The organism is Streptomyces sp. NPDC048288 (genome assembly GCF_043201555.1).
GTDB lineage: Bacteria > Actinomycetota > Actinomycetes > Streptomycetales > Streptomycetaceae > Streptomyces.
This window is the reverse complement of record NZ_JBICZD010000002.1, coordinates 737,608-759,974: the sequence shown is the minus strand read 5'-3', so window position 1 is coordinate 759,974 and position 22,367 is coordinate 737,608. Positions and strand designations below refer to the sequence as shown.

The window sequence follows — 22,367 nt, the reverse complement described above, 5'->3', positions numbered from 1 at the left end:
CGCTACTCCGTGGCCGCACCACCGGCGGCCGCCGCACCGTCACCCGCGCCCTGGCCGCCGTCCTCCGGCTGTCCGCCGAAGGGCGGCCGGTCCGCGCCGAGCGTGAGCGGATCCTCGACGAGGCGCCCGGCCTCCTTCAGGATCCGGTCGACCTCCTCGCGCTGCTCCGTCTCGGTCCAGTCGGGGTGCAGCAGCTCCACCTTCGCCTGAGTAGAGGCGGCCTCGGCCTGCTGCAGCAGAGCCGCGGTCTCGGCGAGGGTCTTGATGTCGTCCTGGACGCTGTCCTGGAAGTCGACGTCGGGGCGCTCGACCTCGACCCCGGTTACGCCCGGGAACATGCCGCTGGACTCCAGCATGAGTAGGCTCTCGACGATGTCCGCGATGCCGGTCGCGGCCAGCTCCGCCTTCCGAGCGCGCGTGGTCATCGACCGTGCGGTCCGCGCCTTGATCTCGGTCGCGGTGACGGCTTGGCCGGCGGAGTCGTCGCCGAAGGTGCCGCCGCTGTAGCCCGCGTTCCGGATGACCTTGCTGACCAATTCCTCGATCGTGGCCCGGTGTTCCTCGTGCCGGATCATGAACTGGTTCAGGGTGATCTGCTGGTCCGACGTCGGGGGGACGTTCATCGGCGCGTAGACGTCGCGGTCTTCCCACACCGCGCCCTGCCCGGGCCCGAGGTTGAGCAGGTAGCCGGACGGGACGATGATCCGGCTCTTGGCGAGGCGGATGTCCCGCATCCAGCTGGTGTACGTCTCGTCGATCGACGACAGGAACGTCTCGGCGCCCTGGTAGTCCGAGGTGCCGAGCCCGGCCGCACCGGGGATGTCCCGCCAGTCTGGCGCGAACATCGTGTTCGGGATGTACGAGACCGCGAGCCGCTTCTCCATCCCAGCCGGCAGCTGCCGGACCGGCAGCAGATCCTTCGTCTCGGCGAAGGCCTCCAGCGGAAGCGGCTTGCCGAGGTTCTCCTCGGTGCCGTCGTAGACGCCGTGCAGGATCAGGCCGGGCTCGTGCCGCTCCAGGTGCCGTACGACGCGCTGCCCGTCGCAGACGATGACCGTCCAGAAGGTGACCGACCTGAGGATGTCGCCGTGCGCGAAGGTCGGTGCGGCGCCGTCCGCGTGGACCATGCTGATCCACGGGCCGGGCCGGATTGCGTCGTCCCAGACGATTCGCAGGTACGCGCCGCCGAGCGCGGATCCGGTCTCGCCGGACGCGATCAGGGTGCGCTTCATCCCGAGGTCCATGAGCGCTTCGAGGCGTTCCTGGGTGGCCTTGTTCTCGGCCTTCAGGGTGGGCGGCTCGGAGTACAGCAGGTCGGACGACGTGCGTGCGATGTCCCGGGCGAGCGGCATGTGGAGGTTGGCGCGCTTCTCGCCGAGCGGGGTGGGCTCGCCCCAGAACCAGCGGGCGACGCGGCCGACCACGCCGCCCCGGTACTGGCTCGGGCGGTTCTCCGGGGGCCCGAAGCGTGCTGCGTCGCGGTGCCGGTTGCGGTACCGGTAGGAGAGTCGGTCCGGGTTCGCGGAGAACCAGGCGGACCAGTCGGCCATGTCGGCCTGGATGGCGGGGTGGACCGGCGGCCAGCGAACGCTCTTAGTGGGGAGCGGCATCGGGTACCTCCCCGGTCTCGTCTCGCTTCTCGATGGTGTCGGCCAGGCCCCGCAGCAGCGCGGGGAGCGCGGTCTGCATCTCGGGCCAGGTCTCGCCCTCGGCCTCGCCGACTACAGCGGCCAGTTGGCCCTCGGTACGGAGGAGCACCTCGACCTTCACGCGGCTACCTCCAGGTTTGCGCGGACCATGTGGCGCCATTCGTGCGCCGAGGAGTGCAGGGCGTACCGCAGGGCGTCCACGGAGTGGTCGTCCACCTTCAGCGGCTTGTCCTCGCCGGCCTTCGCGGCTTTCTCGTCCCAGGCGTACGACGGCAGCTCGGCGAGTAGACCGGTGCACGAGCGGTGGACGTGGAGGAGGTTGGAGCCGAGCGCCACGCTGACGCTGCGGATGCCGTCCTTGACCTCGTTGTCGGCCTTGGCCACGCCCTGGACTCCGTCGGACCAGAGCTGGGTCATGAACGATGCGGCGCTCGGGTCCACGAAGATCCACTGAGGGGTGACGCCCTCACCGCCCCGGTGCCGGTAGGTGGCCAGCCACTCCCGTATGGCCACGCTGTACTGGGCGTCCGTCAGCTGCCGGCGCTCGGCCCGGGAGTCGTGCCGGTACTCGCTCGCCACGTACAGCCGGTCGTCCGTGCCGACACCCACCAGGAGCGCGGAGAACGGGTTGATCGTGCCGTAGTCCAGGCCCACGCACATCCAGTGCCGGACCTCGGGGATCACGTCGACGACGTGCCGGGCCTCGTCGAACATGTCGTAGACGACGCCCTCGGCCAGGCACCACTCGCCGAGGACGAACCGCTTGTAAAAGAGGCCCTGGTACTCCAGCTTGAGGTTCGCGACGTAGGCCGGCGGCAGGTACGGGTTGTCGTCCAGGGAGAACGAGAACCGGTGGAGGTCCAGCGCCTTCGGGTCCGAGGACTCGACGACCGACCCGTCCCGGCGCAGGTGCAGGCGCGCGCGGTCCAGGAACTTCTTCTTCAGCCAGTGGTTCGGGCCCTCGGGGTTCGTGGTGCCGAACCACTGCGCGCCCTCGACGCTGAGGCGGGTGCCGAGCATCGAGAAGAAGCTCTCGGGGAAGGTGGTGACCTCGTCGCAGTACGCACCCGCGAGGGTCATGCCCTTGATCTTGTCGGCGGCCCGCTCATCGTTTGCGCCGGCCACGTAGATGGTGCGGCCGAAGATGATGACCTCGCCCGCGCCCGCCTTGTACTTGCAGCGCTTCACGCCAACCATCTCGACGATGACGTCCAGGATGTTGCGCTTCAGGGTGCGCTCGGTCTTCCCGACCATGAGCAGGGCGCCGGGCGGGCCGGTGCGGACGTACTTCAGCCACACCAGGATCGACGACACGGTCTTGGAGGACCGGACGGCGCCTTCCCAGAGGTTGCCGCGGGCGGTCGCGAGGGAGGTGGCGCGCAGCTGCTTGCCGACGAGGGGCTGAACCAAGACGTCCCCCTCAGCTGCCGCCCATCATCCCCTTCAGCCAGGCGTCGACGGCGGCCAGGCCCTCGGTGTCCTGCTCGGGCGGGGCGAGCTTCAGCGACCGGTCAATGGCCATACCTGCGGCACCCATCAAGGTCCGCTTGGCATCGGCCGGAGGCTCGGGCACATCACGCTCGTTGTACTCGTTGTCCTTGCCGCCGAAGTTGTAGATCTTGGCGGGCTGCCACATCTGCTCGCGGAGCTTCATGGCGTCGTGCGTGAGATCCAGAGCTAGCTGGGCTCGCAGTGCTGCAAGGTCTGCCTGGCGGATCTCGGTGGCCTGCCGCACCTCGGCGGCCCGAGCGAAGGAGAGTCCGAGGCCCTTGGCGATCTCGCTGATCGTGCGGCCGGAGCGCCCGAGTTCGTTGGCGATCTCGTTGCGGCCCTTGCCTGCGGCGTGCAGTTCGCGGACGCGCTGCCGTTCGGCGTCGGTGACGGGGTTCGAGCTGCCCATGGGTTCACCCCCTGGACATGGCGGAGGCCCGCGCGGTGGCGGGCCTCCTGTGGTGCGCTCGATGGCGCGATCATGAGTTTTTGTGTCCGGGCACGCCGGACTTGCGCCCAGGATGGATCACGCTGACCTGGAAAGCAACTAGGTCACGTCACGCCTCGCTGGCGGTGGCCTTCTTCAGCGCGGTCACCAGCTCGGCGCGCCGGTCGTCCGAAGTGAGGTCCTGGTCCCGGGCCGTCCAGGCGAGCGCGAACCGACCGACCTGCCGCCAGTCTCCCGTCTTCTTCATGGCCTTGACCCAGTGCGCGGCCACCGCCGGGGACTTGTACTCGTAGATCGACACGGTGTCCGTCGTGATCAGCTGCGTGCAGTCCCACTCGGAGCCGCTGGCGCATCCGCTGGTGTTGTCGGACGGGTTCCCCAGATCGGTCACGCCGGTCGCATCGGCGAGCTGGGCGGCGGCCGCCTTCGCGGTGAGGCCGGCGGCCTTGGCCGGCGCCGGGCTCGAGGTGGCCTTCGGCTTCGTGTCGGCCTGGTCGGTGGTGCTGGAGCAGGCGGTGAGAGCGGCGGCCGCGATGGCGACGGCGGCGATGGTGTGGCGGATGCGCATGGTCCCCCCTGGGCTTATGTCCTGAGGAGGCATCATCGCGGGCGCCTGGGGCAGTGTGAGCCGGTTGTGGCAGTTCCGTGACCGTTCGACCCGTCGTGACGGGCGTCAACGGCGCCGTGACGGGCTACTCGCCCCACTCCTCCATCCGGATCCGCAACTCACTGGGCGTCAGGCCGTCGCCGAACAGGAACGCCTCCCGCACGGTGACCGCGTGCTCGGACGGCTCGAACTGGCGGTGCACCCGTACCTCGGCCTCTGGGTCGTGGCCTCGCGGGAGAGCGCAAGCGGAGTGCCCCCAGGAGACACAGCATGCGCCCGGCCCTGCGGAGTCGACGGGGTGCGACTCACTCATGCCGGCGCCGGGCCCGTGCCCTGGAGATGTACGGTCCAGGCTCGGCCGTCGAACTGGATGTCCGTGATGAGCACCAGGCCCTTCCGTCCCTCGGGAAGCTCGATCCTCACGGGGCCGTCACTGCCCAGGTTCCCGGTGAAACCGTCTGGCGCGGCGCTCACGACGAAGGACGACATGCCTGACCAGGTTCGCAGGCTCTCGCCAGCGCCGGTGTCTTCTTGGAGGAGCACGATGGCGAACTGCACGCCATCGATGACGGCCGGGCCGCGATACCTGAAGCGTTCGCTCATCGCTCCATCATCCTGGCTATGTCAAACGGTTGGATCACGTGGGCCGGGCGGTCAGTCGTCGTCCTCGGTGAGGGCAATCTCCACCTGCTTGATCTTCCCGCTGTACGACAGTTCGGCGCGGACGGGACGGTCGCCGGAGACGCCGGCCTTAAGCGCCTCCTCGACGAAGGCCGCGAGTTCGTCGAGGGTCATGTCCTTGGCTTCCCCGGTGGCCCGGATGACGGTCGGCATGCAGTCAGGATGACGCACGAGGGCCCCGCCGCGGGTGGAGATCCGCGACGGGGCCCTCGGGGTGAGTCACTCGAAGTGGCTGATGGGGTAGTAGCCGCCGCAGCTGGCGCAGTAGTAGAGCGGCTGCTGCTCGTAGCCGAGGGCGGCAAGGAGGCGTCGGATCATCGGTCGCCGTCCTTCCCGGTGAAGTAGGTCTCCAGGAGGTCGATGATCCGCATCCCGCCATCGGTGCGCTCTACACGGATCCTCTCTCCGGGCCCCTCCCCGTCGCCGTTGTTGCCGTTGTTGTTGTCGCCTGAGCTGCAACAACAACCGTCCCCATGGGGATGGCCGACAACGGGAGAGGGGGCGGCCGGGATGGCCTCCTTACGTACGGCCGGCCCATTCCCCAGTCGCGTGCGCGAGGCCTTCCAGGGAATGTCCTCGGCCTCCAGGAGCGCCTTCACGGCCTTGGTGTCGGGGAGCTTCAGGTCGTCGCGGAGGACGGTGAGGAGGACGCCCTTGTCGTCGCCGACGAGACGCCGGAGTGCCTCGCCAACGTCCGGCGGCTCGGCCTCCTCGACCTCGCCGTCGGCGCCGTCGCCGCGCGCGGCCTGCCACGCCCGGACCTTCTGCACGCCGATGGTGCCGAGGCTCCCGACGACGACGTAGGCCACCTCGGGGACGGCGACGACCAGGCGCCAGGCGCCCACCAGGCCGAGCACGGAGAGGACGACGACGGGGGCGCGGCCGCCCTGCTCGTCGTCCTCCCCCGCGTCCTCCTGGTCGACCTCGACGGGCTCGGCCGGCTGCTCGTCGCGGGCCTTCACAGCAGCCCCATGATGTAGTCGCCGGCCCACGAGACCGACGGCGCGACGGCGAACCCGATCGCGCCCGCGACGCTGGATGCCAGGCCCAGGCTGATACCGGCGAGGACCTGGCGGACGAAGTCCCAGCGGAAGCCGCGCTTGGAGCAGACGGCGACGATGACGACGGTGATGATGATGACGGCCGCGTGTCCGCCGGGGGTGAGCGCAAGGTGGGTGGCCCGGGTGACGGTGGGCGTGGTCCCGCCGAGGCCGTAGACCAGGATCACGTCGCCGACTTGGTTGGTGCCCCACAGGGACCAGTCGGCGGAGGCCCCGATGATGCCGCCGGCGGACAGGATGAGGAGTGCGCCGTATGCCAGGCACAGGAGCTGCGGGGCGAGGTCGCGGAGGGCTCGGAGGGCGAGCTTCTTCTTGTGGCTGGTCCACCAGCGGGTGAAGTCCCAGGCGAGCAAGCTGAGTCCGACGGTGACTCCGCCGAGGGAGACGAGGCTGTAGGTGGGGATGTTGAGGGGCGGCAGGGCCAGGTGCATTGCTGGGGTCCTCAGCGGAGGATGGCCACGGCGAGCGCGGCGAGGGTGAGGATGAAGGCGCACGTCCCGGTGATCGGGGGGACGTCGCGGGGCACCACGAGGGCGAGACCGGCGAGCGCGAGGAGCGCGCACGCAGCGCAGAGCACGCCGAAGACGGCGGTCACGGCAGCGGGCGGCTACGCGCCGATGGCGAACGGCGCGGAGGGCAGGTGCTCCAAGTGAGGCTCGTAGCGCTCGACTTCCTTGCGCAGGGTGCCTCGGACGAAGCCGTCGGAGGGGTCTTCAAAACCTGCGGCGACGATCGCGGCGCGCATGGCCTTGGTGCCCGGCCTGGTCGGCGGCTGGGTGTTGTACAGCCCACGGATGACGGCGCAGCGCGGGTCGCTGTACCGGATCGGCGCCTGGGCCCCTGCGGGCGGGGCCGCAGGGGCGGGCGGGAGCGCCTGGCGGCACATGACCGGCAGGAAGCGCGCGCTGGCCGGTACCACTGGCGGGCGCGGCGGGGCCTTGCGCGCGGGCGGCGGCGTGGGCGGGAGCGTCGGGCCGCTGGGCAGCGCCGGGGGCGCGGTCGGGGCCGTCACGGGCGCGATGACGGGGGCCGTCACGGGCTGCTCCGTGATCCTGTCGACGCTGGTCACGGCCGTCGTGACGGGGGCCTGGACGGTGTCGAGGTTGTCGAGCCGGACGCGGACCGCCCTGCGCAGCGCCTTCCAGGAGTCGCCCGTGAACATCACCCAGGCGAGCAGTGGGATGTGCGGCATGCGCTCGGCGACCAGACCGCGGGCGGCACGCTGCTCGTCGCGGACATCCCGACGGTGCAGCTCGAAGAGCAGCTCGACGGCGAAGCTGATCGAGGCGAGGCCGATGCCGCCGACGATGCCGCCGACGTCCTGGCCGTGGTCCCAGTTCAGGAGTCCGGAGACGGTGACGAAGACGAGGACGGCGAGGCGGGCAAGGCCGGCGGGCGTGCCGCGCTCGATGGCGCGGCGGGCGTACTGGGCGCAGAGCAGGCCGGCCAAGTCGAACATCAGCGACAGGGCGAGAGCGAGCTTGCCGCTCATGCCCCAGGCGGTCAGCTTGGCGCTGATGGACCAGGCGGCTGCGGCGAGCATCATCACGAGGACGGCGAACCAGGCGGCGCGGACGCTGCCGCCGAGTCGGCGTACGGGCGTCGGGGTGGTCGGGTTGGGCGTGGGCGCACTAGGGTGCAGCTCAGCCATAGGAGGTCACTCTCCTGTGGTCAGAGCCTCGGCGGGAGTTGCAGTCTCCTGGCCGGGGCTCGTTCTGTTTGGAGGTGACGCCCTACGGGGGGCATCTGCCGTCCATGACGGTACCGCGCGGTGCGTAGGCGGTGCTACGGGTTCAACGAGCGGGGGCGTTGACGGGCGTCATGGGGGCGTCAGCTTAGGATCCGGTCGTGGCAGACATCCCCGACGAATTGATCAAGCTGGAACGTTCCGCCGAGGAGGCGCGCGCGGCGCTCGCCGGGCTCGACGGCGAGGCGTATGACGCGCAGCGCGTGCGGTGGCGCGAGGCGGCGGCAGTCTTCCAGGCCGCGTTGACCGAGTACGCAGGCCGCGAGGACGTGACCATGTCGCGGTACGACCTGGAGCAGGCCGTGAAGCGCGCGGTGCGGTACGCCGAGTAGCCGGAGCCAGTCCGGCGGGGGTGCCGGAGCGGGACTCTCACCCTAGAATCGAACGCATGAGCGAGATGCTGCCGCCGGACCCCGCGCGCCTGCGCGTGATCCTCGCGCACCTCGACCAGCAGATGACCGACCACGAGATCGTCGGTACCTACCTCCGCCTCCAGCACGACGCCGTCCGGGCCGCGCTCGCCCGCGCCGAGCGCCGGGCCATCCCGCGGCCCGTCATATCGGCACCCAAGCGCCCACCGGGGGACCGCCGCGATCCGGGGGCCGACCGCCGGACTCACGGCCGGCCCCCGGGCAGCTTCATTGCCGAGCGAACCGCCAAGGCCTCGACGGCCGCGCTCATCCACACCAGCAACTGCGCCAAGGGATTCACCTCCGGCCGGCCCATCGAGGCCGGCCTCGCCCGCCAGGTCCTCGTCAACGACCCCCGAGGCTTCCAGGCCTGCGACACCTGCCGGCCGGACACCGAGTTGGGCATCGACGTCGCATGACCAGCGCTTTCGGTTAGGAAAATTCCCGACATCGCCAACGATCTTCTGCCGTAGGGTGCGAAGCTACGCCAATGAACGTGGACACTCTGGGCAGACAGTTGCTCTTCTGTACCGCCCGCATAGACCGGATCACCACCTCCGGCATTGGAACGCACGGCACGGGCTTCCTGATGCATCCGGAATGCGACGGCGACCGGACCTATCCGGCCCTAGTCACGAATAAGCACGTGGTCGCGGACGCAGCGGGCTTGACAGCGCGCTTCATTCAGAAGAAGCCGAATGCTGACGAGCCCGACTTGGGTAAAGAGGTTCTGGTCCAGTTCGCGCCAGACAGCATCGTTGGTCATCCCAATCCCGCCGTCGATGTGGCCGTGATCCCTCTGGGACCGCTGTGGCCGACCATCGTCGAACGCTGCTTCGTCCGGACCATCAACCTGACGATGCTCGCCACCGACATGAAGGACTTCTACGCCGACGCCATCGAGGAGATCACCTTCGTCGGCTACCCCAATGGTCACCGAGACCCAAAGCACTTCACGCCGATCGTGAGACGCGGTATCACGGCCACACCGCTTGACCTCGATATGGGCGGAGATCCAGCGTTCCTCGTGGACGGTTCGGTGTTCGGAGGGAGCAGCGGTAGCCCGGTGTTCCTGCTGTCTGACGGCTCGTACCGAACGGTTGGCGGCGGATTTGCGTTTGGAGACCGTCTCGCGCTCGTCGGCATCATCGCCAAGACGATGCTCAGGCAGGCTCACCTTCCCGTCGAGGTAGCCACTGCTCCTCACGTCAAGATCGCCCAGGAGCTGAACCTGGGGGTGGCGTTCAACGCTCGGGCCATCCGCGAGACGTTGGAGGCAGCCGTAGCCGTCGGCGGGGCGAAGCTGATGCCCCCCGGGAGCGAGCAAGGAAAGCCGCCGGTGGATGAGCCGGAGCAACCGACGGCTCTGTAACGCTTATCTGGCTTCAACGCCGTTACGCTGCCGCGTTGCCGGTCCACCTCCGCCCACATCCCTGGCAGAGGACGGTGGGCACTTGGCCGTCGCCGCCCTCGACCCGCAGCTGTCCCCGGCAGTGCGGGCACGGGCGCTCCAGGACCTGCGTGCGCCGGGTCATCTCCAGGGCCTGCTCGATCTGTCCGGCGGCCCAGCGGGCGGCCGTGGCGATGGCTTCCTGGTGGAGCGGAGTGAGCTTGGCGAAGGGGCCGGGAGCCCCGTCATGACGGGCCAGAAGCCATGCGGCGGCGAACGGCGCGGTGCGGCGTCGGGGGTCGGTGAAGGACCAGCGGCGCTCGTCCGCCTCGTCCTTCAGGATCAGCGTCCGGAGCTGGAGGGCGATGTCGTCGCCGGGGCCGGCCGACCGTACCGCGCGGGTGACTGCCGGGCGCTGGACGTGGTCGGCGATGACGTCGGCCGCGTCGACCAGGCGCCGGTCGATCGCGGCCATGGTGTCGAGGATCTCGATGCGGAGGGGCGCGGCGGTGGTGCCGAGCTGCTCGGGGGAGCGCTCCAGGGCGCGCAGCTCTGTGGCCTCCTCGGTGGCCTTGAGGTGGTCGTGGAGGCGGGCGATGCCCATGACGGGGGGCCAGGTGTCGGCCTGGGTGGTGCCGAGCGCCTGCTGGAGGTCGGTCCAGTGGTTGATCACGGTCTGGAGGTTGTCGGCGGTGGTCATCGTGGCTCCTGTGGCGGGCGGGGTACGGTGATCACTGCCGGGGGCGCGCTGGTCTGGCGAGACGTGAAGCGCGCCCCTCTCGCATGCAGGGGTCAGGCCCCTCGGCCCAGACGCCCGGTGCCGGTGAACGGCTGCGGCTGAGGCTCGCGCGGGATCCCGGCTGGGTTGAGACGCTGACGGATCCACTCGGCGTCGGACTCGGCGACGTGCGCACCACCAGCGCGCGTGACGATCAGGTGGGTGGGCTGTCCGTCACCATCGCGGCCATCGGCTACGTACACGCCCCACGGCTGGGATCCCTGGTCGGCGGGCGTGTGTCCGTCAGGGCAGTGCTCGCAATTCCCGGTCGAGGCGGGTTCGGGTGCCGACGGAGGGAGCAGGTCGGTGAGGGCCTGGTCCCAGTCGGTGAAGCGGACCGCCCGGTCGTCGAGGTAGGCCACGGCGGCGAGCTTCCGGTTCGTGACCAGCAGCTGGCCGCGCTGGTTCCAGAACGTGAGGTAGCCGCTCCCCTTGCAGGTCGAGCACTCGTCCGGGATGCGGTACAGACCGTTGGGGCACGGGCAGCGGTCGTCGGTGGTGGTGGCGAGACCGTGCTCCGTGAGCCAGGCGGCGACCTGCTCGGGCTCGCGCGTGGTGAAGATGAAGACCGCGTCGCCCTCCATGAGGGTGCGGAGGCCGTCGAGGGCGCCGGGCATGGGCGGGTCGTAGATGCTGCCGTCCTGCCAGCCTCGCGAGTACTGGTGGATGACACCGTCGAAGTCCACAGCGATCGTCATAGTCAGCGCCTCCTCGGCGGTGGCCCGTACGGGGATTGCCAGGCGGGCCGGTCCTGGCGAGGGCGGACGGGGTTGCCGTCCTGGTCGATGACCTTCGACCGACGGGCGTCCGCGTGCGCGGTCATCGCGAAGTGCAGGGCGTCGAGGGCGTCGTGCCGCCGCCAGTACGCGTCGTCCGGCAGCGTCTCGGGCTCCTCCTGGTGCAGCTCGACGGTGGTGATGCCGGGCACCTCGTGCCACTCTCCGTCGTCGCCGAGGATCGACAGCCGGACCGTCATGACTGCTCGGTGAGGCCAGGGCCGAGGATGGCCGCGCGCAGTTCGACCAGGCGCTGGTCCCACCAACGGGACATGGACGTCCCGAGGGGCGGCGGCCCGGCCTGCGTCCACCGGCCGAAGAGGTCGATGACGCGGTTGATGTCGGCGTCCGCAGTCCGGGCGAGGCTCGCGAGGATGCGGGTGTTGGGCAGGATCTCGGCCAGAACGGCGTCCGCCATGGCGTACTGGTCGACGTCGCCGAAGCGGGCGAGCACGGCAGCGAGCTGCTCGCGCAGTGCGGACCCAGTCGAGCCGATCGGGCACTCGGGGTGCGGGTGAACCTCCTCGCCCTGCTCCTCGTAGCAGAACCCGCAGGCGAGGAGGCGCGGCGCGGTGGCCGGGCTCGATGCCTTGGGGCCGAGCGCGGCAATCGCGTTGCGGGCCTCGGCCTCGCGGATCGCAGTGGTACGTACAACCGTGGCGTAGGCCCGCCGGGCAGCCGGATCGGAGAGAGCGAGGAGGACGGCTCGGATCGAGTCGCGCAGCTCGCAGCCCGCGCAGCCGAGGTTCGCAGCGAGGTTGTCGTGCCGGGCCACGGAGCCATGCAGCGCGGACAGGTAGCCCTCGGTCTGCTGCAGCAGGGCGGCGAGGGCTTCGGAGTCGGTGCGGGCGCGGCGGAAGTTGCGGAGCAGCTGCTCGTGCTCGGCGTCGGCGCCCGCGCGGGCGGGGGGGCGGACAGTTCATCGGCTGCTCCAGGAGGTGGTGGTGAGGCGGTGGAAGGGGTCCGTGCACCGCCGGTCGTGCGCCGTACCGTCGCTGTGCCGCGCGAGGGTGCAGCACGGAACCAACGGCGCGGGCCGCTCACCGGCTACATGGCGCCGCTCCCAGTCGGCCTCGGCGAGCTGCCGACGCTGCGCGGCGAAGTAGCCGCGCGCGCACCAGGCCAGCAGCAGCGCGGTGTACGCGCCGAGCCCGGCCAGGACCTCGTGGGCGGTGTCGGCCGCGTACGCCGTGGAGGCGGCGGCGAGGCCCGCGCCCCCGAGGAGGGCGCGGGCCGTACGACGGTGGGCGGTCACCGCTGCCGCCGGCGGGCGCGGGCGGCCCGGGCGACGCTCCGGGCGAGCGCCGGGAGGACGAACTGGTGGCCGCAGAGCGGGCCGCCGACGGAGAGGACCAGGAGGACGAAGGCGACGGTCGTCATGACGGCTGCTCGGGGTCGCGCGCGGGCGTCTTCTTCGAGGGCACGGCGACCCAGAGGCCGATGAGGACCAGCGTGGTGATGAGGCTGACGAGGTCCCACGGCCAGACCTCGTGCATGATCGCGCTGACGCACATGATCGCGTTGGTGATGACGCTGAGGCCGAGGCTCCAACGGGTGTTGTAGCGGGGGCGGATGAGGCGGAAGACGGTGTTGGCGACGCTGATGAGGCAGCAGACGGCGTACAGGGTGGTGATCGAGTTGGACATCAGGACTGCTCCTCGGCGGTCGCGGCCGGGTCGTGCTTCCGGGCCTCGTCGGCGAGCCAGTCCGGCCACCCGGCGAGGTCACCGTGGAAGTGCCGGCCGACGGCTTCGGAGTGGACGCGGGCACCGTTGTGCATCCACCAGCCCTTGACGTACGCGTGGACGCGGCCGAGCTGGCTGTCGGGCATGGCCCGGTAGGTGAGGGTGATCTCGGTCGGGGCGATGGTGCGGGTCTCGTTGTACTCGTCCGGCACGTCCTGACGACCGCGCACGGCGTAGCGGATGGAGCTGGAGATCGGGACGTCGAAGGTGGCCTCGTCGAGGGCGCGCTGGGACGGCCAGGTGATCGTCGGGACGGCGGGGTCGGCGATCAGGCGCTGGAGTTCGCCAGCGGCCCGGGTCACGCCCTCGGCGGTGCGCTGTCCGGCGTCGTCGTAGACCTTGGGGAAGAGGACGTTGCGCAGGTGCTCGGCGGCGGCTCCGAGGGTGGCGCCGCGCAGCTTGGCGCGCTCCTGGGCCTGTACCTCGCGGAACTTCGCGGCCAACGGGGCGAGCTGAGCGCGGGCGCTCTCGGTCTCCTCGTCGGGGAGGTTGTCGGCGACGTGGGTGAGGAGGGCGTCGAGGTGCTTGGGGCGGTCGTCCATGGACATGTGCTGCTCCTGGGTGATGGCCGGCTGCCCGCGGTGTCTGCGCGGGCGGCCGGGCCGGTCAGACGTGGCGGAAGGTGAGCGTGGCCAGCTCGGTGCGCGCGTCGGCGACGGTCGTACGGCCGTTGGCGAGGTCGGCGATGAGGCCGACGGCGTGGTACTCGTTGCCGTCGGTGGCGTCGGTGAGGTGTCCGGCGATCTCGGCGATCAGGTCGAGGACGTCGGCGTCGGAGTTGCCGGTCTCCTCGGGCTCGTCGTCCTCCTGGCCGTCGGCGTCGGAGTCGTCGAGGGTGCCCTGACCAGCGTTGACGGGCTGTGACGGGGCGTCATCGCGGAGCGCCTGGTGCTCGTCGTCCTCGTGGTCGCAGACGGCGCGGCCGTCGGCGAGGATCGTCCAGCCGTAGCCGCGCAGGACCTGATGGGCCTCGTCGACGGTCTTGAAGAAGACGGTGTGCGACTCCTCCTCGTCGAAGGTGTCCTCGCAGACGGTGCACTGGGCGGCGACGAGGGTGTCGGTGCGGAACCCTTCGGGCAGCTGCTGGGGCTCCTTGCCGCCGAGGACGGCGCGCAGCTCGGTCGCCGCGCCGCCGTACGCGCGGAGGACGGACCACTGGGAGGCGAGCTTCTCGGCCCGCTCGATCGAGGCCTCGGCGTGTTCTGCCCTGTCGCGCGGGGTGCCGGGAGCTCCAGCGTCGAGGGTGTTCGCCGTGGCTCGCCAGGTCGCCATCTCCTGGGCTTGTCGGGCCAGGTCGCGGCGGGCGTCCTCCAGCTCGACAGCGGTCCGGGTGTACAGGCCGATCGCGTGCTGTGCGCGGCCTTCCCAGGTCAGCGGGATCTTCTCCTTGACCATGGCGGCGTCGTGGACGTCGCGGGCCCAGCGGGCGTCGCCGAGCGCGGTGTGCGCGGCGTCCTTGGATGGCGGCTCGACGCCGACCGCGCGGGACATGGCGTGCGTGGGCCAGGGCAGGGGGCCGGCCTGCTGCGCGCCGATCTTGGCGGCGGCGAGTTGGACGATGTCGTACGGCCGGTAGTGCCACTGGGCGTTGCCGGGGCCGACGAGCTTGCGGAGGAAGCGGTCGTCGAAGGCGGGGTTGCTGCCGACGAGGACGGCGCCGGACAGGACTCGGGTGATCGCCTCGACAGCCTCGGCGCGGCTCATAATGACGGCCGGGATGGTGCCGGTGAACGCGGCCGCGGTGGTGCGCGCGGGCAGCTGGTGGCGGTCGTGCCAGCGGCCGACGGCCAGGGCCTCGGGGTCGACCGTCTCCGGGTCGATGGAGAACTCCCAGACGTACTCGGTGTCCATGTGCTGGTCGTCCTCGAACTCGCGGAGGATGACGGCGACTTCCCAGGCTTCGCCGATCTCGGCGGAGAGGTGGGTGGTCTCGACGTCTGCGAAGGCGATGTTGATCACGACTGCGCCCCGCCCTGCTGCGCCCGGGCGGCGTCACGCCTCTGCGCCTGCTCGGCTGTTGCCGCCACGGCGGCCCGCAACTCGGACAGTCGGTGGCTCGGGACGCTGACACGGACCGTCGCGGATGCCTCGCCGCTGACTGGCCGTCGAGTCACTTCGACCACGGTCTCGGCGCCCGCCCGGACGAGCAGCTTGTCGCCGGTGTGGTCGAGGGTCTCGTACCTGGCCCCTGCGGACAGATGCTTGCGGAGGGTGACCGCCTGTTCAGGGCGAAGCCACACGCTGGTGACGGTGACGGTGCGGCCGGTGAGCTTCTCGGCCTCCAGCCAGACGTATGGGCGGTCGCTCAGGTCGGTGGCTGTTCTCAGCGTCAGTCGGCGGGCCTGCGGGTCGGTGTAGCTGTAGGGCTGCTCAGGCACTGTGGGCCTCCGCCTCGGCCGCGCCGGCCTTCTCCATCAGCCCGTTGACGACGGTCATGCCGTCGAGGAGCGGGCCGTTCTCGGCGTCCCGCAGGGCCTCCCAGACCTCATGGAGGACGGTGCTGCGGTAGCGCGCCCGTACCTCCTGGAGGTCGCCGGCGGTGTCCGTCGCCTCCTCGGAGGTCGTGGGCTGGCCGAGGGTGATCATGCGACGCAGCTGGAACGCGACACGGCGCGCGCCCGCGGCCTTCCCGGTGAACCCCTCGTAGTCGAGCCGCTTGCCCTCCTCCCGGGCCACCTCGAAGGCCTCGCGCAACACCTCGCTCCGGGAGGCCTGCGGGGCCGTCACGACGCCCGTCACCGAGGCGCCAGCGCCGAGGACATCGAGCGCCAGGAGCCGCGTGTGGCTGCGGATCCGCTCGTCCCGCTGCTCACTGCCGTGCCCGTCCCACTGCGCCCGCTCGTCCGTGACGTCCACGACGGTCACGTGCCGGAACAACTCGGCGTCGGCCGGGGAGATGTACCAGGACATCTGCCAGCCGCCGGCCACGAGGTACAGCAGCTGCCAGCCGTCCTCGCCAGCGTCCGGCGAGTCGGTGATCACGGTGGTCGCGGGGTGCAGCGCGGCGAGCCAGGCGAGGAGCTGCGCGCGCTCGCGGTACGCGCTGTCCCGCGCCCGCTCGTACGACTCGGCGTCTCGGGCGAAGGCCTCGGAATGTTCCTTCCACCGGGCCACGTCGCTCAGGGCGGTGGTCAGGTCCTGCGTGAGGCGGAGGATGCGCGCGGCGCCGGTCTGAGGGGGCGTCGTGACGGGCGTCGGCCTGCGCAACAGGCGCGCGAACCGGGTACGAACCGGTTCCGGTTCCTGGTTCCCGCGGGTGTGGTTGTTGGTCATGGACATGCTCCGGTGTGGTTGCCGGGGCGGGTCCCTGCGTGGGGTCCCTGTCCGCTGTGGGTGGTTACTTGGTGGGTTGGGGGAGGAGGTCGAGGCTGTTGCCGATGTTGTGGGCGAGGTCGCGCCAGCGTGCGGCGGTTGCGGGTGCCTCGGCTTGCTTGGCGTCGGCTCCGGCGATGAGTCCTTCGACGATCTCGGCGAGGTCGTCGGTGTCGCCGAGTCGGAGGAGGACGGCCATCAGTGCTCCGGTGCGATGGGTGCGGGGGCTGGTGAGGGGGTGGGTACTGCGGTGCCGGTGTAGTGGCAGGCGGTGAGGAGGACGGTGGTGGCCGCGATGGCGGCGAGGGTTCTGCGCATCAGAACGGGGGCTCTGCGGAGTAGCCCTGGGCGTTGTCGACGGCCCAGGGGTCGTCTTGCGGGGGCGGTCCGGAGCGGCGCTGTTGCTGTCCCTGCTGGGCCGTGCGTTGTCCGCCCTGGCCGCCGTTCTGCTGGCTCGCGGCGTCCTTCGAGACCTTCGCGACCGAGTACGCGAGGTTGGGTGCGATGGAGCGGATGAGGAGCGCCGGCCGCTCGTGCTTCTGGCCGTCCTTCTCCCAGCGCTCGGTGCGGAGGTCGCCGGTGACGATCACCTCCATGCCCTTGGCGAGGGTCTCGGCGACGTTCTCGGCGAGGCGCTCCCAGGCGGTGCCGCGGACGAAGAAGGTGTCGCCGTCCTCCCACTCGTTCGTCTGCTTGTTCAGGCGGCGGGAGTTGAAGGCCAGGGACACGCTGACCACGGCCTTCTGGGCCTGGGTGAAGCGGAGTTCGGGGTCGCCGGTGAGTCGGCCGACGCCGGTGAGGGTGGGCAGCAAGGTCATTCCTCCGTGGGGAGTTGGGGCTGGATGGGGATGGCGGTCTGGCCGGGGTGGACGGTGGGCGTCGTGACGGGTGTGACGGGCGTCAGCGCGCGTGCACGGCGGGGCGTCGCGGGCGGGATCAGACCGTTCTTGCGACCGCAGCGGAGGCCGTAGCCGCGGTCTTTGGACTCCTTCGTGAGGAGTCGGCGGGGGCAGAAGCGGCACTTCTTCATGGGCGCTTCTTTCGGCGGTGGGCGTCGAGGCTTGTCACGCCGTCCGGGAGTGCGCCGGGGAGCGTGGGTTGCTGGACGCGGTTGGGGCAGGTGGCGACGTGGGGCATGTGGAGCCGCTCCCAGCCGGTGAGGGGGAGCTCGGCCGAGGGGCGGCGGGATCGGACGGCGCCGGTTCCGTCGCGCCAGACGGCAGCGTTGCCCAGCTCGTTGGGCTCGGGGTCGACGGCGAGGCGCTTCCCGGCCTCGGTGGTGGTCCAGAGGATGGGGCGGTGGCAGTCTCGGCACGGGAGTCGCTTCATGGCGCGGTGGTGGTCGGTCGGGAGGCCGCGGTGATGCGGGCCTGGTGGACGTCGGGGGTGAGGGTGCAGGGCTGGTCGGCGCGGGCCTGGCAGATGCGCTCGGGGCACTGGGTTGACATGACCTTGGCGAATTCGATGACGCGGGCGGAGTGCACATCCCGGCGGCGGTCCTCGGTACCGCGCTGGTTAGTGCACAGGGCGCCCGGGCGCGCGCGGCACCAGGTGCACTGCACGGCCATCGCGGCGAACCGGTACGGGCGACGGAACGTCATGACGCCTCGGCCTCCTGCTCCTGGTCGTCACGGGCGAGAGCCGCGGCGGAGGCGGCCTTGATGCTGGCCGCGGCCTGGTCCTGGTCAAGCAGGGGGAGGCCGGCGGCCGCGCGCTGGGTGTCCTCCAGGCGCACCGGGTGGACGTCCTGGCGCCGGCGACCGCCGGTGGTGCAGCTGGCGCCGGGGGCGGCTCCGCAGCGGCGGCAGGCACGGCCGCGAGGGTCCGCGGAGAGGTCGCGTCCGGCGGGCATCTTGCCGATGGCGGCCCGGGCAGCGGCTGCACGGCCCTCGTACGGGCCATGATCGGCGCCTGGGGGCAGTGCGAGACGATCAGCGGTCCCGAGGGCCGTGGCGATGCTGCTGGGGCCCGTGAGGCCGTCTCCAGCGGCTCGGATGATCTCGCGGAGGGCGGCGGCGGACTGCGCGCCGGTGTGGGTCGGGTCGCCGTCGATGACGATGTTCGCCAGCTCGATGCGCTCGGCACGGCGGGCCTTGATCTCGGTGATCACGTCGGCCGGGGCGACGAACGGCTGCTGGCGGGCGACGACGAGGACCGCGGTGCGCGCCTCGTCGAGGCTGTACGGGGCGAACAGCTCGCCCCAGACGTCGGGGGTGAACTCGCCGATGCGCTGCGCGGGGCAGGCCGCGGCGACGTATTCGAGCAGCAAGATCGCTTCGTCCTGGGTCACTGGCCTTGTCCTTCCTGGGCGGCGGTGCGGGCGGCGGCACGGGCACGGGCGCGGTCGAAGACGGTCGTGCCGGTCGCCTGGTCGTAGAGGGAGTTGGCGGGCTGCTGGCCAGGCGTACGGGCGCCAGCCGGGGCCGCGGGGGCGTTCATGACCTCGTTGACGACGCTGGGGAGCGTCGCGGGGTGGAGGCCCTTGCGCATCCAGTGCGCGATGCCGCGACGGATGTGGTCGGGGTGGATGCGGTCCTCATCGAGGAGCACCCGAATCTGCTTGGCCATCTGGCCGATGACGGCCGACGGTGGGCGCTCGGCGCAGCGCTCCAGCCACTCGGCGACGATCGTCTGCGCGGTGACCGGGGCGTCGGCGACGTCGGCCTGGTCGTCGTCGACGGGCTCGCCGTCGAGGACCTCGTCTGGTGCGTCTCCTGTGTCACCGGGGGTGGGTGTGGCGGCGGGACCGGACGAGTCGGCGGGACCCGCGAACGGTTCCTGGTGGTTCCCCTGGTGGTTAATGACGGTTAGGGGGGCACTGAGTGCGTGACATTCGGACGCAGAGTGCGTGACGTCACGCATCGGGAGTGCGTGACTCACGGACTCTGAGTGCGTGACACCCCCCTCTGTCACGTCGTCTGAGTGCGTGACCGTCACGGACTCAGACGACGTGACGGTCACGGCTTCTGACTGCGTGACACGCTTCTGCCGGGCACGCCGCTGACGCTCCGCAGCCTGCTTCCGCCCGTCCTCGGCCTCCGCCTCCAGCTCCGCCCAGTCGAACTCCGGCCGCCGCATGTGCATCTGGAGCTTCCACACCGGGCGGCCCTGCCGGGTGCCGGTCCGCTTGATGAGGCCACCGGCCTCCAGGCGGCGCTCGGCGCGCTGCACGGTCCGCTCGTCGTAGCCGGTCCGGTACTGGATCCGCAGGATCGAAGGGTGCGCGTTGGAGCCGTCGGGGCGGGCGTGCTCGGCGAGGACCTGGAGGACGTGCCGCGCCGTGCTGTCGGGCCGGTCTTTCTCGGTCCGCAGCATCGGGGCGTCGTCCATCGCCCAGGTCACAGCCTCGGTGCTCACTCGCCCTCTTCCTGGTCGTCGTGCTGCTTGCTGACCGGTGGCCCGGGGGCCGGTCACATCCGCCGAGCCACCGGCGGCTATCGGGCGGCAGGAACCTTCGAGGAACCGGTCCTGCGGTACTCCACGCCGCTGCGGGCGTTCGCGGCCCGGCACGCGGGATCGACCGGCTCATTCCGCTGGAGATGCCTCTGGTAGGCCGACCTGGTCCCGCACTCCGCGAGCGGGCGTCCAGCCGCGCTCTTCCGCCGCTCGGGCTGCCTGGGCTGCTCGGCCTCCTGGGGCCTTTCGGCCGGCGCCGCATGCTCCTCCTCGGCAGCGGCCTGGCGGGCACGGTCCAGGTCCCAGCGCTGTTGACCGCTCAGCGCCGCGAAGGTTCCGGTCCGAAGCGCCCTCGGGACTGCTCGCTCGCGTTCCAGCGTCGCGTCCAAGCAGGCCTCCCGAACGGGGCACGCCTTGCAGATCGCCTTGGCCTGGGACTTTGCGGTACGGGCGTCGGAGAAGAAGACGTCCGGCTTGACCGTCCGGCACGCGGCCTGGAGTTCCCATTCGCGCTCCATCACGACCACTCCTTTCGGATGCCAGCCGTGAATGACCTGGCATGATCAAACGGTTCGCGCACCGAACTGGTGTCGCGGTGACGGGCGTCGACGGGCGTCACGAGGCCACCGCCAAGGTCGGGGCGCCCTTGTAGGTGCCGGTCTTCCGGTAATGCCGGTCGGCCAGCGCGTTCGCCGCCCTGCACGGGGGACACGTCTGCTCACCGAGCCGCTGATGCCGGGTGTAGCCACTGCGCGTTCCGCACGCGGCTTCAGCCGACCGAGCCGGACGAGGGCCGCCACGGGCCATGAAGGCCTTGGCAGGCTCGATCTCGCCGGGGAACCAAGCCCGCAGCTTGTCGGTGTTCACTCCCACGCGCGTCGCGATGATCGAGTAGGGGACCTTCCGGTCGAGCATCAGGCGGGCCGCGTACTGAGCCTCGTCCTCGTCGAGCGTCCAGCCCTTCCTACTGCCGTTCATCGCCCGCTCGATGGCAATCAGGTCCAGCGAGACCAGCCCGTCGGGCGTGGCCAGCCACACCGTCGGGAAGGTCATCCCGGGGACGGAGATCCAGGCGGTGGTCACGCGCTCACCACCCTGAAGAGGCTGAGCTGCTCGGAGTTGGCCAAGGCCTGCTCGACAAGCCGGATGACCTGCGCAGCGAGCCAGGTGGTCACGAGGACGTCCCGGACGAGTTCCTTGCGGGTCTCCTCGGCCCAGAACAGCCGCTCGCACCCCCACCGGTACTGGTGCTTTCCACAGGTGAGGCACATGGCCTCGCTGCCGATGCCGCCGGTTTCGGTGTCACGGACCTCGTAGACGATGGTCTCGACCTGCGGGCCGCACCAGCGGCAGGCACGGCTGGCGCGAGCGCGGCCGGTCTGTTCGACGAGGCTCATTCGCTCACCGCCGTCACGGTGCGGACCCAGTCGAGGGCGGTGTCGTCGAGCTGCTCGCGCGCCCGGGTCACGGCGACGTACGCCAGGCGGGCCTCTTCCCGGGGGAGGACGACCAGGCCGGTCTTCTGGTCGGCCTTCGGAGCCCGGAAATCCGCGTGGATGCGGACGGCCGGCCACTCCCGGCCCTTCGCCTTGTGCGCCGTCGACACGACCAGCTCGGCCTGCTGCTCCGAGACCAACCCGTCCGCAGCGGAAACGATCCGCTCGGGGCCGTGCTCATCGATGAGTTTGACGAGGACCTCCAGCGAGCCGTCCTCCTCGGCGGCGTACTGGCGGACGTCGTCCCAGCTCGTGAACGCCATCAACTCGGGGTGGTCCGTCGGCTTGCCACCCTGGAGCGCCTCGGCGGCCCAGGCGAGCTGCTTGATGGCGCTGCCACCACCGACCAGCGCAACTTTCCGGCCGGCCGCGAGGCCTTCCATGACGATGCCCATGGCGCCCGCGTTGGTGCGGCAGAGGATCGCGTCCGGGGAGTCGAGCTGGGCGACCGTGGACTCGGCGGCCTCCCAGCCGGTGAGGCGGAGTGGAGCGTCGATCAGGCGCAGCCAGATGTTCGCGCGGGCGGCGATGGCCGGGCCGAATCGGAACGACTGGCTCAACGTCAGTTCGGGGCAAGCGAGTTCGTCGGCGAACTTCCGCAGTGCGTCGTTGGCGCCGCGCCAGCTGTAGATCTGCTGGGCGGAGTCGCCGACGGCGATGCGCTGCGCGTGCTCCTGGGCGAGGAGGACGGCGGAGAGGACGTCGTTGGTGTCCTGCGCCTCGTCCAGCAGGACCACATCCGTCGGGATGGTGGGCTTCGAGAGCGCCCACATCTTCAGGTAGTGGTCGTGGCTCAGGTTGAGCACCGACTCGTCGTCCTGGAGGTCCGCCCAGGCGGCCCGGGCCACTGGCAGGACCAGCTTCACGACCTCGCCACGGGCCTTCTTCAGGCCGTCGAAGTGCGGCACGTGCTTCTGGACGATCTCGTCGTCCGCGCTGTGGCAGAAGCGCTCGACCGTGTCCAGCGTCATCCGCATGATGATCTTCGAGGTCATGGCCTTCATGCCGCCGCGGTCCGTGAGGATCGTCGGGGTCGCGCCGATGATGCCGAGGATCGAACGGACGTTGAGGGCCTGCGCGGCCTGGTGCGCGGTCTGGCGGGGGCGCTGGAGCCGCGCGCCGAACCGCTGGTCGAAGGCGAGGCCATGGCCAGTCTTCGCCATGACGTTGGACGGGAAGCTGCGGCGGGCTTCCGCGGCGATGGCGCTGTTGTAGGCGACGTAGGTCATCCGGCGCCGCCGGTCGGACCGGGCGATGAGCTTCAGCGTCGAGGACTTGCCGCAGCCCGCGCCTGCCTGGAGGACTAGGTCCAGCCCGTCGCCGTACGTCTCGATCGCGTCGGCCTGCTCAAGGGTCGGGTTCACCACTGTGGTGCACCTC

Annotated in this window: 36 protein-coding genes; 3 read left to right on the top strand and 33 right to left on the bottom strand. The window is 70.8% G+C overall.

Translation table 11 applies throughout. From position 1 onward, the window contains the following. Positions 1 to 2: 2 nt before the first annotated feature. The 11 genes from ACGFZS_RS09815 to ACGFZS_RS09765 form a co-directional block, all read right to left on the bottom strand. A complete protein-coding gene (locus ACGFZS_RS09815; RefSeq protein WP_393794668.1) occupies positions 3 to 1,610 on the bottom strand; it encodes a capsid protein in 1,608 nt (535 codons plus the stop codon). Then, positions 1,594 to 1,770 (bottom strand): hypothetical protein, encoded by a 177-nt coding sequence (locus ACGFZS_RS09810; protein ID WP_393794667.1) that lies wholly within the window; start codon positions 1,768 to 1,770, stop codon positions 1,594 to 1,596. The genes ACGFZS_RS09815 and ACGFZS_RS09810 overlap by 17 nt, the downstream gene beginning before the upstream one ends. Continuing rightward, positions 1,767 to 3,059 carry a PBSX family phage terminase large subunit gene (locus ACGFZS_RS09805; RefSeq protein WP_393794666.1) on the bottom strand — a complete coding sequence of 431 codons (1,293 nt, stop codon included), beginning with the start codon at positions 3,057 to 3,059 and terminating at the stop codon, positions 1,767 to 1,769. The genes ACGFZS_RS09810 and ACGFZS_RS09805 overlap by 4 nt, the downstream gene beginning before the upstream one ends. Before the next feature lie 10 nt (positions 3,060 to 3,069). Beyond that, on the bottom strand, positions 3,070 to 3,549 hold the full coding sequence (locus ACGFZS_RS09800) for a helix-turn-helix domain-containing protein (RefSeq protein ID WP_393794665.1): 480 nt from the start codon (positions 3,547 to 3,549) through the stop codon (positions 3,070 to 3,072). Between the two features lie 148 nt (positions 3,550 to 3,697). Next, the gene (locus ACGFZS_RS09795; RefSeq protein ID WP_393794664.1) at positions 3,698 to 4,156 is read right to left on the bottom strand and encodes a hypothetical protein; all 459 of its coding nucleotides are present in this window, start codon (positions 4,154 to 4,156) and stop codon (positions 3,698 to 3,700) included. 348 nt (positions 4,157 to 4,504) lie between these two features. Further along, positions 4,505 to 4,798, bottom strand: coding sequence for a hypothetical protein (locus ACGFZS_RS09790; protein WP_393794663.1), 294 nt, complete (start codon positions 4,796 to 4,798; stop codon positions 4,505 to 4,507). Between the two features lie 51 nt (positions 4,799 to 4,849). Continuing rightward, a complete protein-coding gene (locus ACGFZS_RS09785; protein WP_393794662.1) occupies positions 4,850 to 5,029 on the bottom strand; it encodes a hypothetical protein in 180 nt (59 codons plus the stop codon). A 161-nt stretch (positions 5,030 to 5,190) separates the two neighbouring features. After that, entirely contained in the window at positions 5,191 to 5,838 is a 648-nt protein-coding gene (locus tag ACGFZS_RS09780; RefSeq protein ID WP_393794661.1) for a hypothetical protein, read from the bottom strand. Continuing rightward, on the bottom strand, positions 5,835 to 6,368 hold the full coding sequence (locus ACGFZS_RS09775; protein WP_393794660.1) for a hypothetical protein: 534 nt from the start codon (positions 6,366 to 6,368) through the stop codon (positions 5,835 to 5,837). Before ACGFZS_RS09775 ends, ACGFZS_RS09780 begins: the two co-directional genes overlap by 4 nt. Before the next feature lie 11 nt (positions 6,369 to 6,379). Beyond that, complete coding sequence (locus tag ACGFZS_RS09770) at positions 6,380 to 6,532, bottom strand: hypothetical protein (RefSeq protein ID WP_393794659.1); 153 nt, start codon at positions 6,530 to 6,532, stop codon at positions 6,380 to 6,382. 12 nt (positions 6,533 to 6,544) lie between these two features. After that, complete coding sequence (locus ACGFZS_RS09765; RefSeq protein ID WP_393794658.1) at positions 6,545 to 7,588, bottom strand: DUF2637 domain-containing protein; 1,044 nt, start codon at positions 7,586 to 7,588, stop codon at positions 6,545 to 6,547. Positions 7,589 to 7,785: 197 nt separating this feature from the next. Here ACGFZS_RS09765 and ACGFZS_RS09760 point away from each other — a divergent pair, with 197 nt between their 5' ends. From ACGFZS_RS09760 to ACGFZS_RS09750, 3 genes are all read left to right on the top strand, one after another. Continuing rightward, positions 7,786 to 8,016, top strand: a complete 231-nt coding sequence (locus ACGFZS_RS09760) for a hypothetical protein (RefSeq protein ID WP_393794657.1) — start codon at positions 7,786 to 7,788, stop codon at positions 8,014 to 8,016. Positions 8,017 to 8,072: 56 nt separating this feature from the next. Further along, positions 8,073 to 8,513 carry a DUF6233 domain-containing protein gene (locus tag ACGFZS_RS09755; RefSeq protein WP_393794656.1) on the top strand — a complete coding sequence of 147 codons (441 nt, stop codon included), beginning with the start codon at positions 8,073 to 8,075 and terminating at the stop codon, positions 8,511 to 8,513. A 71-nt stretch (positions 8,514 to 8,584) separates the two neighbouring features. Then, complete coding sequence (locus ACGFZS_RS09750; RefSeq protein ID WP_393794655.1) at positions 8,585 to 9,466, top strand: trypsin-like peptidase domain-containing protein; 882 nt, start codon at positions 8,585 to 8,587, stop codon at positions 9,464 to 9,466. A gap of 22 nt (positions 9,467 to 9,488) precedes the next feature. On the opposite strand, the gene ACGFZS_RS09745 is transcribed toward ACGFZS_RS09750, so the two are convergent. The 22 genes from ACGFZS_RS09745 to ACGFZS_RS09640 all read right to left on the bottom strand — a co-directional run bounded on the left by ACGFZS_RS09745 (position 9,489) and on the right by ACGFZS_RS09640 (position 22,351). Then, entirely contained in the window at positions 9,489 to 10,184 is a 696-nt protein-coding gene (locus ACGFZS_RS09745) for a hypothetical protein (protein WP_393794654.1), read from the bottom strand. Positions 10,185 to 10,276: 92 nt separating this feature from the next. Further along, entirely contained in the window at positions 10,277 to 10,960 is a 684-nt protein-coding gene (locus ACGFZS_RS09740; RefSeq protein WP_393794653.1) for a hypothetical protein, read from the bottom strand. A 2-nt stretch (positions 10,961 to 10,962) separates the two neighbouring features. Next, complete coding sequence (locus ACGFZS_RS09735) at positions 10,963 to 11,238, bottom strand: hypothetical protein (RefSeq protein ID WP_393794652.1); 276 nt, start codon at positions 11,236 to 11,238, stop codon at positions 10,963 to 10,965. Further along, positions 11,235 to 11,813, bottom strand: coding sequence for a hypothetical protein (locus ACGFZS_RS09730; protein WP_393794651.1), 579 nt, complete (start codon positions 11,811 to 11,813; stop codon positions 11,235 to 11,237). Before ACGFZS_RS09730 ends, ACGFZS_RS09735 begins: the two co-directional genes overlap by 4 nt. A 144-nt stretch (positions 11,814 to 11,957) precedes the next feature. Beyond that, positions 11,958 to 12,293, bottom strand: coding sequence for a hypothetical protein (locus tag ACGFZS_RS09725; RefSeq protein WP_393794650.1), 336 nt, complete (start codon positions 12,291 to 12,293; stop codon positions 11,958 to 11,960). Next, positions 12,290 to 12,418 (bottom strand): hypothetical protein, encoded by a 129-nt coding sequence (locus ACGFZS_RS09720; RefSeq protein WP_393794649.1) that lies wholly within the window; start codon positions 12,416 to 12,418, stop codon positions 12,290 to 12,292. Before ACGFZS_RS09720 ends, ACGFZS_RS09725 begins: the two co-directional genes overlap by 4 nt. Beyond that, complete coding sequence (locus ACGFZS_RS09715; protein WP_393794648.1) at positions 12,415 to 12,684, bottom strand: hypothetical protein; 270 nt, start codon at positions 12,682 to 12,684, stop codon at positions 12,415 to 12,417. Before ACGFZS_RS09715 ends, ACGFZS_RS09720 begins: the two co-directional genes overlap by 4 nt. Then, positions 12,684 to 13,331, bottom strand: coding sequence for a hypothetical protein (locus ACGFZS_RS09710; RefSeq protein WP_393794647.1), 648 nt, complete (start codon positions 13,329 to 13,331; stop codon positions 12,684 to 12,686). The genes ACGFZS_RS09715 and ACGFZS_RS09710 overlap by 1 nt, the downstream gene beginning before the upstream one ends. A gap of 58 nt (positions 13,332 to 13,389) precedes the next feature. Beyond that, positions 13,390 to 14,742 carry a hypothetical protein gene (locus ACGFZS_RS09705; protein ID WP_393794646.1) on the bottom strand — a complete coding sequence of 451 codons (1,353 nt, stop codon included), beginning with the start codon at positions 14,740 to 14,742 and terminating at the stop codon, positions 13,390 to 13,392. Beyond that, positions 14,739 to 15,161 (bottom strand): hypothetical protein, encoded by a 423-nt coding sequence (locus tag ACGFZS_RS09700; protein WP_393794645.1) that lies wholly within the window; start codon positions 15,159 to 15,161, stop codon positions 14,739 to 14,741. Before ACGFZS_RS09700 ends, ACGFZS_RS09705 begins: the two co-directional genes overlap by 4 nt. Further along, positions 15,154 to 16,056, bottom strand: a complete 903-nt coding sequence (locus ACGFZS_RS09695; RefSeq protein ID WP_393794644.1) for a hypothetical protein — start codon at positions 16,054 to 16,056, stop codon at positions 15,154 to 15,156. Before ACGFZS_RS09695 ends, ACGFZS_RS09700 begins: the two co-directional genes overlap by 8 nt. A gap of 64 nt (positions 16,057 to 16,120) precedes the next feature. Next, complete coding sequence (locus ACGFZS_RS09690; protein ID WP_393794643.1) at positions 16,121 to 16,294, bottom strand: hypothetical protein; 174 nt, start codon at positions 16,292 to 16,294, stop codon at positions 16,121 to 16,123. Positions 16,295 to 16,412: 118 nt separating this feature from the next. Continuing rightward, positions 16,413 to 16,913 (bottom strand): single-stranded DNA-binding protein, encoded by a 501-nt coding sequence (ssb, locus tag ACGFZS_RS09685; protein ID WP_393794642.1) that lies wholly within the window; start codon positions 16,911 to 16,913, stop codon positions 16,413 to 16,415. Next, on the bottom strand, positions 16,910 to 17,125 hold the full coding sequence (locus ACGFZS_RS09680) for a hypothetical protein (protein WP_393794641.1): 216 nt from the start codon (positions 17,123 to 17,125) through the stop codon (positions 16,910 to 16,912). The genes ssb and ACGFZS_RS09680 overlap by 4 nt, the downstream gene beginning before the upstream one ends. Next, the gene (locus ACGFZS_RS09675) at positions 17,122 to 17,424 is read right to left on the bottom strand and encodes a hypothetical protein (RefSeq protein ID WP_393794640.1); all 303 of its coding nucleotides are present in this window, start codon (positions 17,422 to 17,424) and stop codon (positions 17,122 to 17,124) included. Before ACGFZS_RS09675 ends, ACGFZS_RS09680 begins: the two co-directional genes overlap by 4 nt. Beyond that, complete coding sequence (locus tag ACGFZS_RS09670; protein ID WP_393794639.1) at positions 17,421 to 17,696, bottom strand: hypothetical protein; 276 nt, start codon at positions 17,694 to 17,696, stop codon at positions 17,421 to 17,423. The genes ACGFZS_RS09675 and ACGFZS_RS09670 overlap by 4 nt, the downstream gene beginning before the upstream one ends. Further along, positions 17,693 to 18,385: a hypothetical protein gene (locus ACGFZS_RS09665; RefSeq protein ID WP_393794638.1), complete on the bottom strand. Its 693-nt coding sequence runs from the start codon at positions 18,383 to 18,385 to the stop codon at positions 17,693 to 17,695. The genes ACGFZS_RS09670 and ACGFZS_RS09665 overlap by 4 nt, the downstream gene beginning before the upstream one ends. Then, entirely contained in the window at positions 18,382 to 19,452 is a 1,071-nt protein-coding gene (locus ACGFZS_RS09660; RefSeq protein WP_393794637.1) for a hypothetical protein, read from the bottom strand. The genes ACGFZS_RS09665 and ACGFZS_RS09660 overlap by 4 nt, the downstream gene beginning before the upstream one ends. Before the next feature lie 77 nt (positions 19,453 to 19,529). After that, complete coding sequence (locus tag ACGFZS_RS09655; RefSeq protein ID WP_393794636.1) at positions 19,530 to 20,009, bottom strand: WhiB family transcriptional regulator; 480 nt, start codon at positions 20,007 to 20,009, stop codon at positions 19,530 to 19,532. A gap of 97 nt (positions 20,010 to 20,106) precedes the next feature. Further along, positions 20,107 to 20,574: a hypothetical protein gene (locus ACGFZS_RS09650; RefSeq protein WP_393794635.1), complete on the bottom strand. Its 468-nt coding sequence runs from the start codon at positions 20,572 to 20,574 to the stop codon at positions 20,107 to 20,109. Further along, positions 20,571 to 20,888, bottom strand: a complete 318-nt coding sequence (locus ACGFZS_RS09645) for a hypothetical protein (protein WP_393794634.1) — start codon at positions 20,886 to 20,888, stop codon at positions 20,571 to 20,573. Before ACGFZS_RS09645 ends, ACGFZS_RS09650 begins: the two co-directional genes overlap by 4 nt. Continuing rightward, on the bottom strand, positions 20,885 to 22,351 hold the full coding sequence (locus ACGFZS_RS09640; RefSeq protein ID WP_393794633.1) for a UvrD-helicase domain-containing protein: 1,467 nt from the start codon (positions 22,349 to 22,351) through the stop codon (positions 20,885 to 20,887). The genes ACGFZS_RS09645 and ACGFZS_RS09640 overlap by 4 nt, the downstream gene beginning before the upstream one ends. Positions 22,352 to 22,367: the final 16 nt, after the last annotated feature.

Coding starts and splice junctions, on each gene's coding strand:
- ACGFZS_RS09815 (WP_393794668.1), bottom strand. CDS start 1,610: ATGCCGCTCCCCACTAAGAGCGTTCGCTGGCCGCCGGTCCACCCCGCC.
- ACGFZS_RS09800 (WP_393794665.1), bottom strand. CDS start 3,549: ATGGGCAGCTCGAACCCCGTCACCGACGCCGAACGGCAGCGCGTCCGC.
- ACGFZS_RS09795 (WP_393794664.1), bottom strand. CDS start 4,156: ATGCGCATCCGCCACACCATCGCCGCCGTCGCCATCGCGGCCGCCGCT.
- ACGFZS_RS09790 (WP_393794663.1), bottom strand. CDS start 4,798: ATGAGCGAACGCTTCAGGTATCGCGGCCCGGCCGTCATCGATGGCGTG.
- ACGFZS_RS09785 (WP_393794662.1), bottom strand. CDS start 5,029: ATGCCGACCGTCATCCGGGCCACCGGGGAAGCCAAGGACATGACCCTC.
- ACGFZS_RS09775 (WP_393794660.1), bottom strand. CDS start 6,368: ATGCACCTGGCCCTGCCGCCCCTCAACATCCCCACCTACAGCCTCGTC.
- ACGFZS_RS09765 (WP_393794658.1), bottom strand. CDS start 7,588: ATGGCTGAGCTGCACCCTAGTGCGCCCACGCCCAACCCGACCACCCCG.
- ACGFZS_RS09755 (WP_393794656.1), top strand. CDS start 8,073: ATGAGCGAGATGCTGCCGCCGGACCCCGCGCGCCTGCGCGTGATCCTC.
- ACGFZS_RS09750 (WP_393794655.1), top strand. CDS start 8,585: ATGAACGTGGACACTCTGGGCAGACAGTTGCTCTTCTGTACCGCCCGC.
- ACGFZS_RS09745 (WP_393794654.1), bottom strand. CDS start 10,184: ATGACCACCGCCGACAACCTCCAGACCGTGATCAACCACTGGACCGAC.
- ACGFZS_RS09740 (WP_393794653.1), bottom strand. CDS start 10,960: ATGACGATCGCTGTGGACTTCGACGGTGTCATCCACCAGTACTCGCGA.
- ACGFZS_RS09735 (WP_393794652.1), bottom strand. CDS start 11,238: ATGACGGTCCGGCTGTCGATCCTCGGCGACGACGGAGAGTGGCACGAG.
- ACGFZS_RS09720 (WP_393794649.1), bottom strand. CDS start 12,418: ATGACGACCGTCGCCTTCGTCCTCCTGGTCCTCTCCGTCGGCGGCCCG.
- ACGFZS_RS09715 (WP_393794648.1), bottom strand. CDS start 12,684: ATGTCCAACTCGATCACCACCCTGTACGCCGTCTGCTGCCTCATCAGC.
- ACGFZS_RS09710 (WP_393794647.1), bottom strand. CDS start 13,331: ATGTCCATGGACGACCGCCCCAAGCACCTCGACGCCCTCCTCACCCAC.
- ACGFZS_RS09695 (WP_393794644.1), bottom strand. CDS start 16,056: ATGACCAACAACCACACCCGCGGGAACCAGGAACCGGAACCGGTTCGT.
- ACGFZS_RS09690 (WP_393794643.1), bottom strand. CDS start 16,294: ATGGCCGTCCTCCTCCGACTCGGCGACACCGACGACCTCGCCGAGATC.
- ssb (WP_393794642.1), bottom strand. CDS start 16,913: ATGACCTTGCTGCCCACCCTCACCGGCGTCGGCCGACTCACCGGCGAC.
- ACGFZS_RS09680 (WP_393794641.1), bottom strand. CDS start 17,125: ATGAAGAAGTGCCGCTTCTGCCCCCGCCGACTCCTCACGAAGGAGTCC.
- ACGFZS_RS09675 (WP_393794640.1), bottom strand. CDS start 17,424: ATGAAGCGACTCCCGTGCCGAGACTGCCACCGCCCCATCCTCTGGACC.
- ACGFZS_RS09670 (WP_393794639.1), bottom strand. CDS start 17,696: ATGACGTTCCGTCGCCCGTACCGGTTCGCCGCGATGGCCGTGCAGTGC.
- ACGFZS_RS09655 (WP_393794636.1), bottom strand. CDS start 20,009: ATGGAGCGCGAATGGGAACTCCAGGCCGCGTGCCGGACGGTCAAGCCG.
- ACGFZS_RS09645 (WP_393794634.1), bottom strand. CDS start 20,888: ATGAGCCTCGTCGAACAGACCGGCCGCGCTCGCGCCAGCCGTGCCTGC.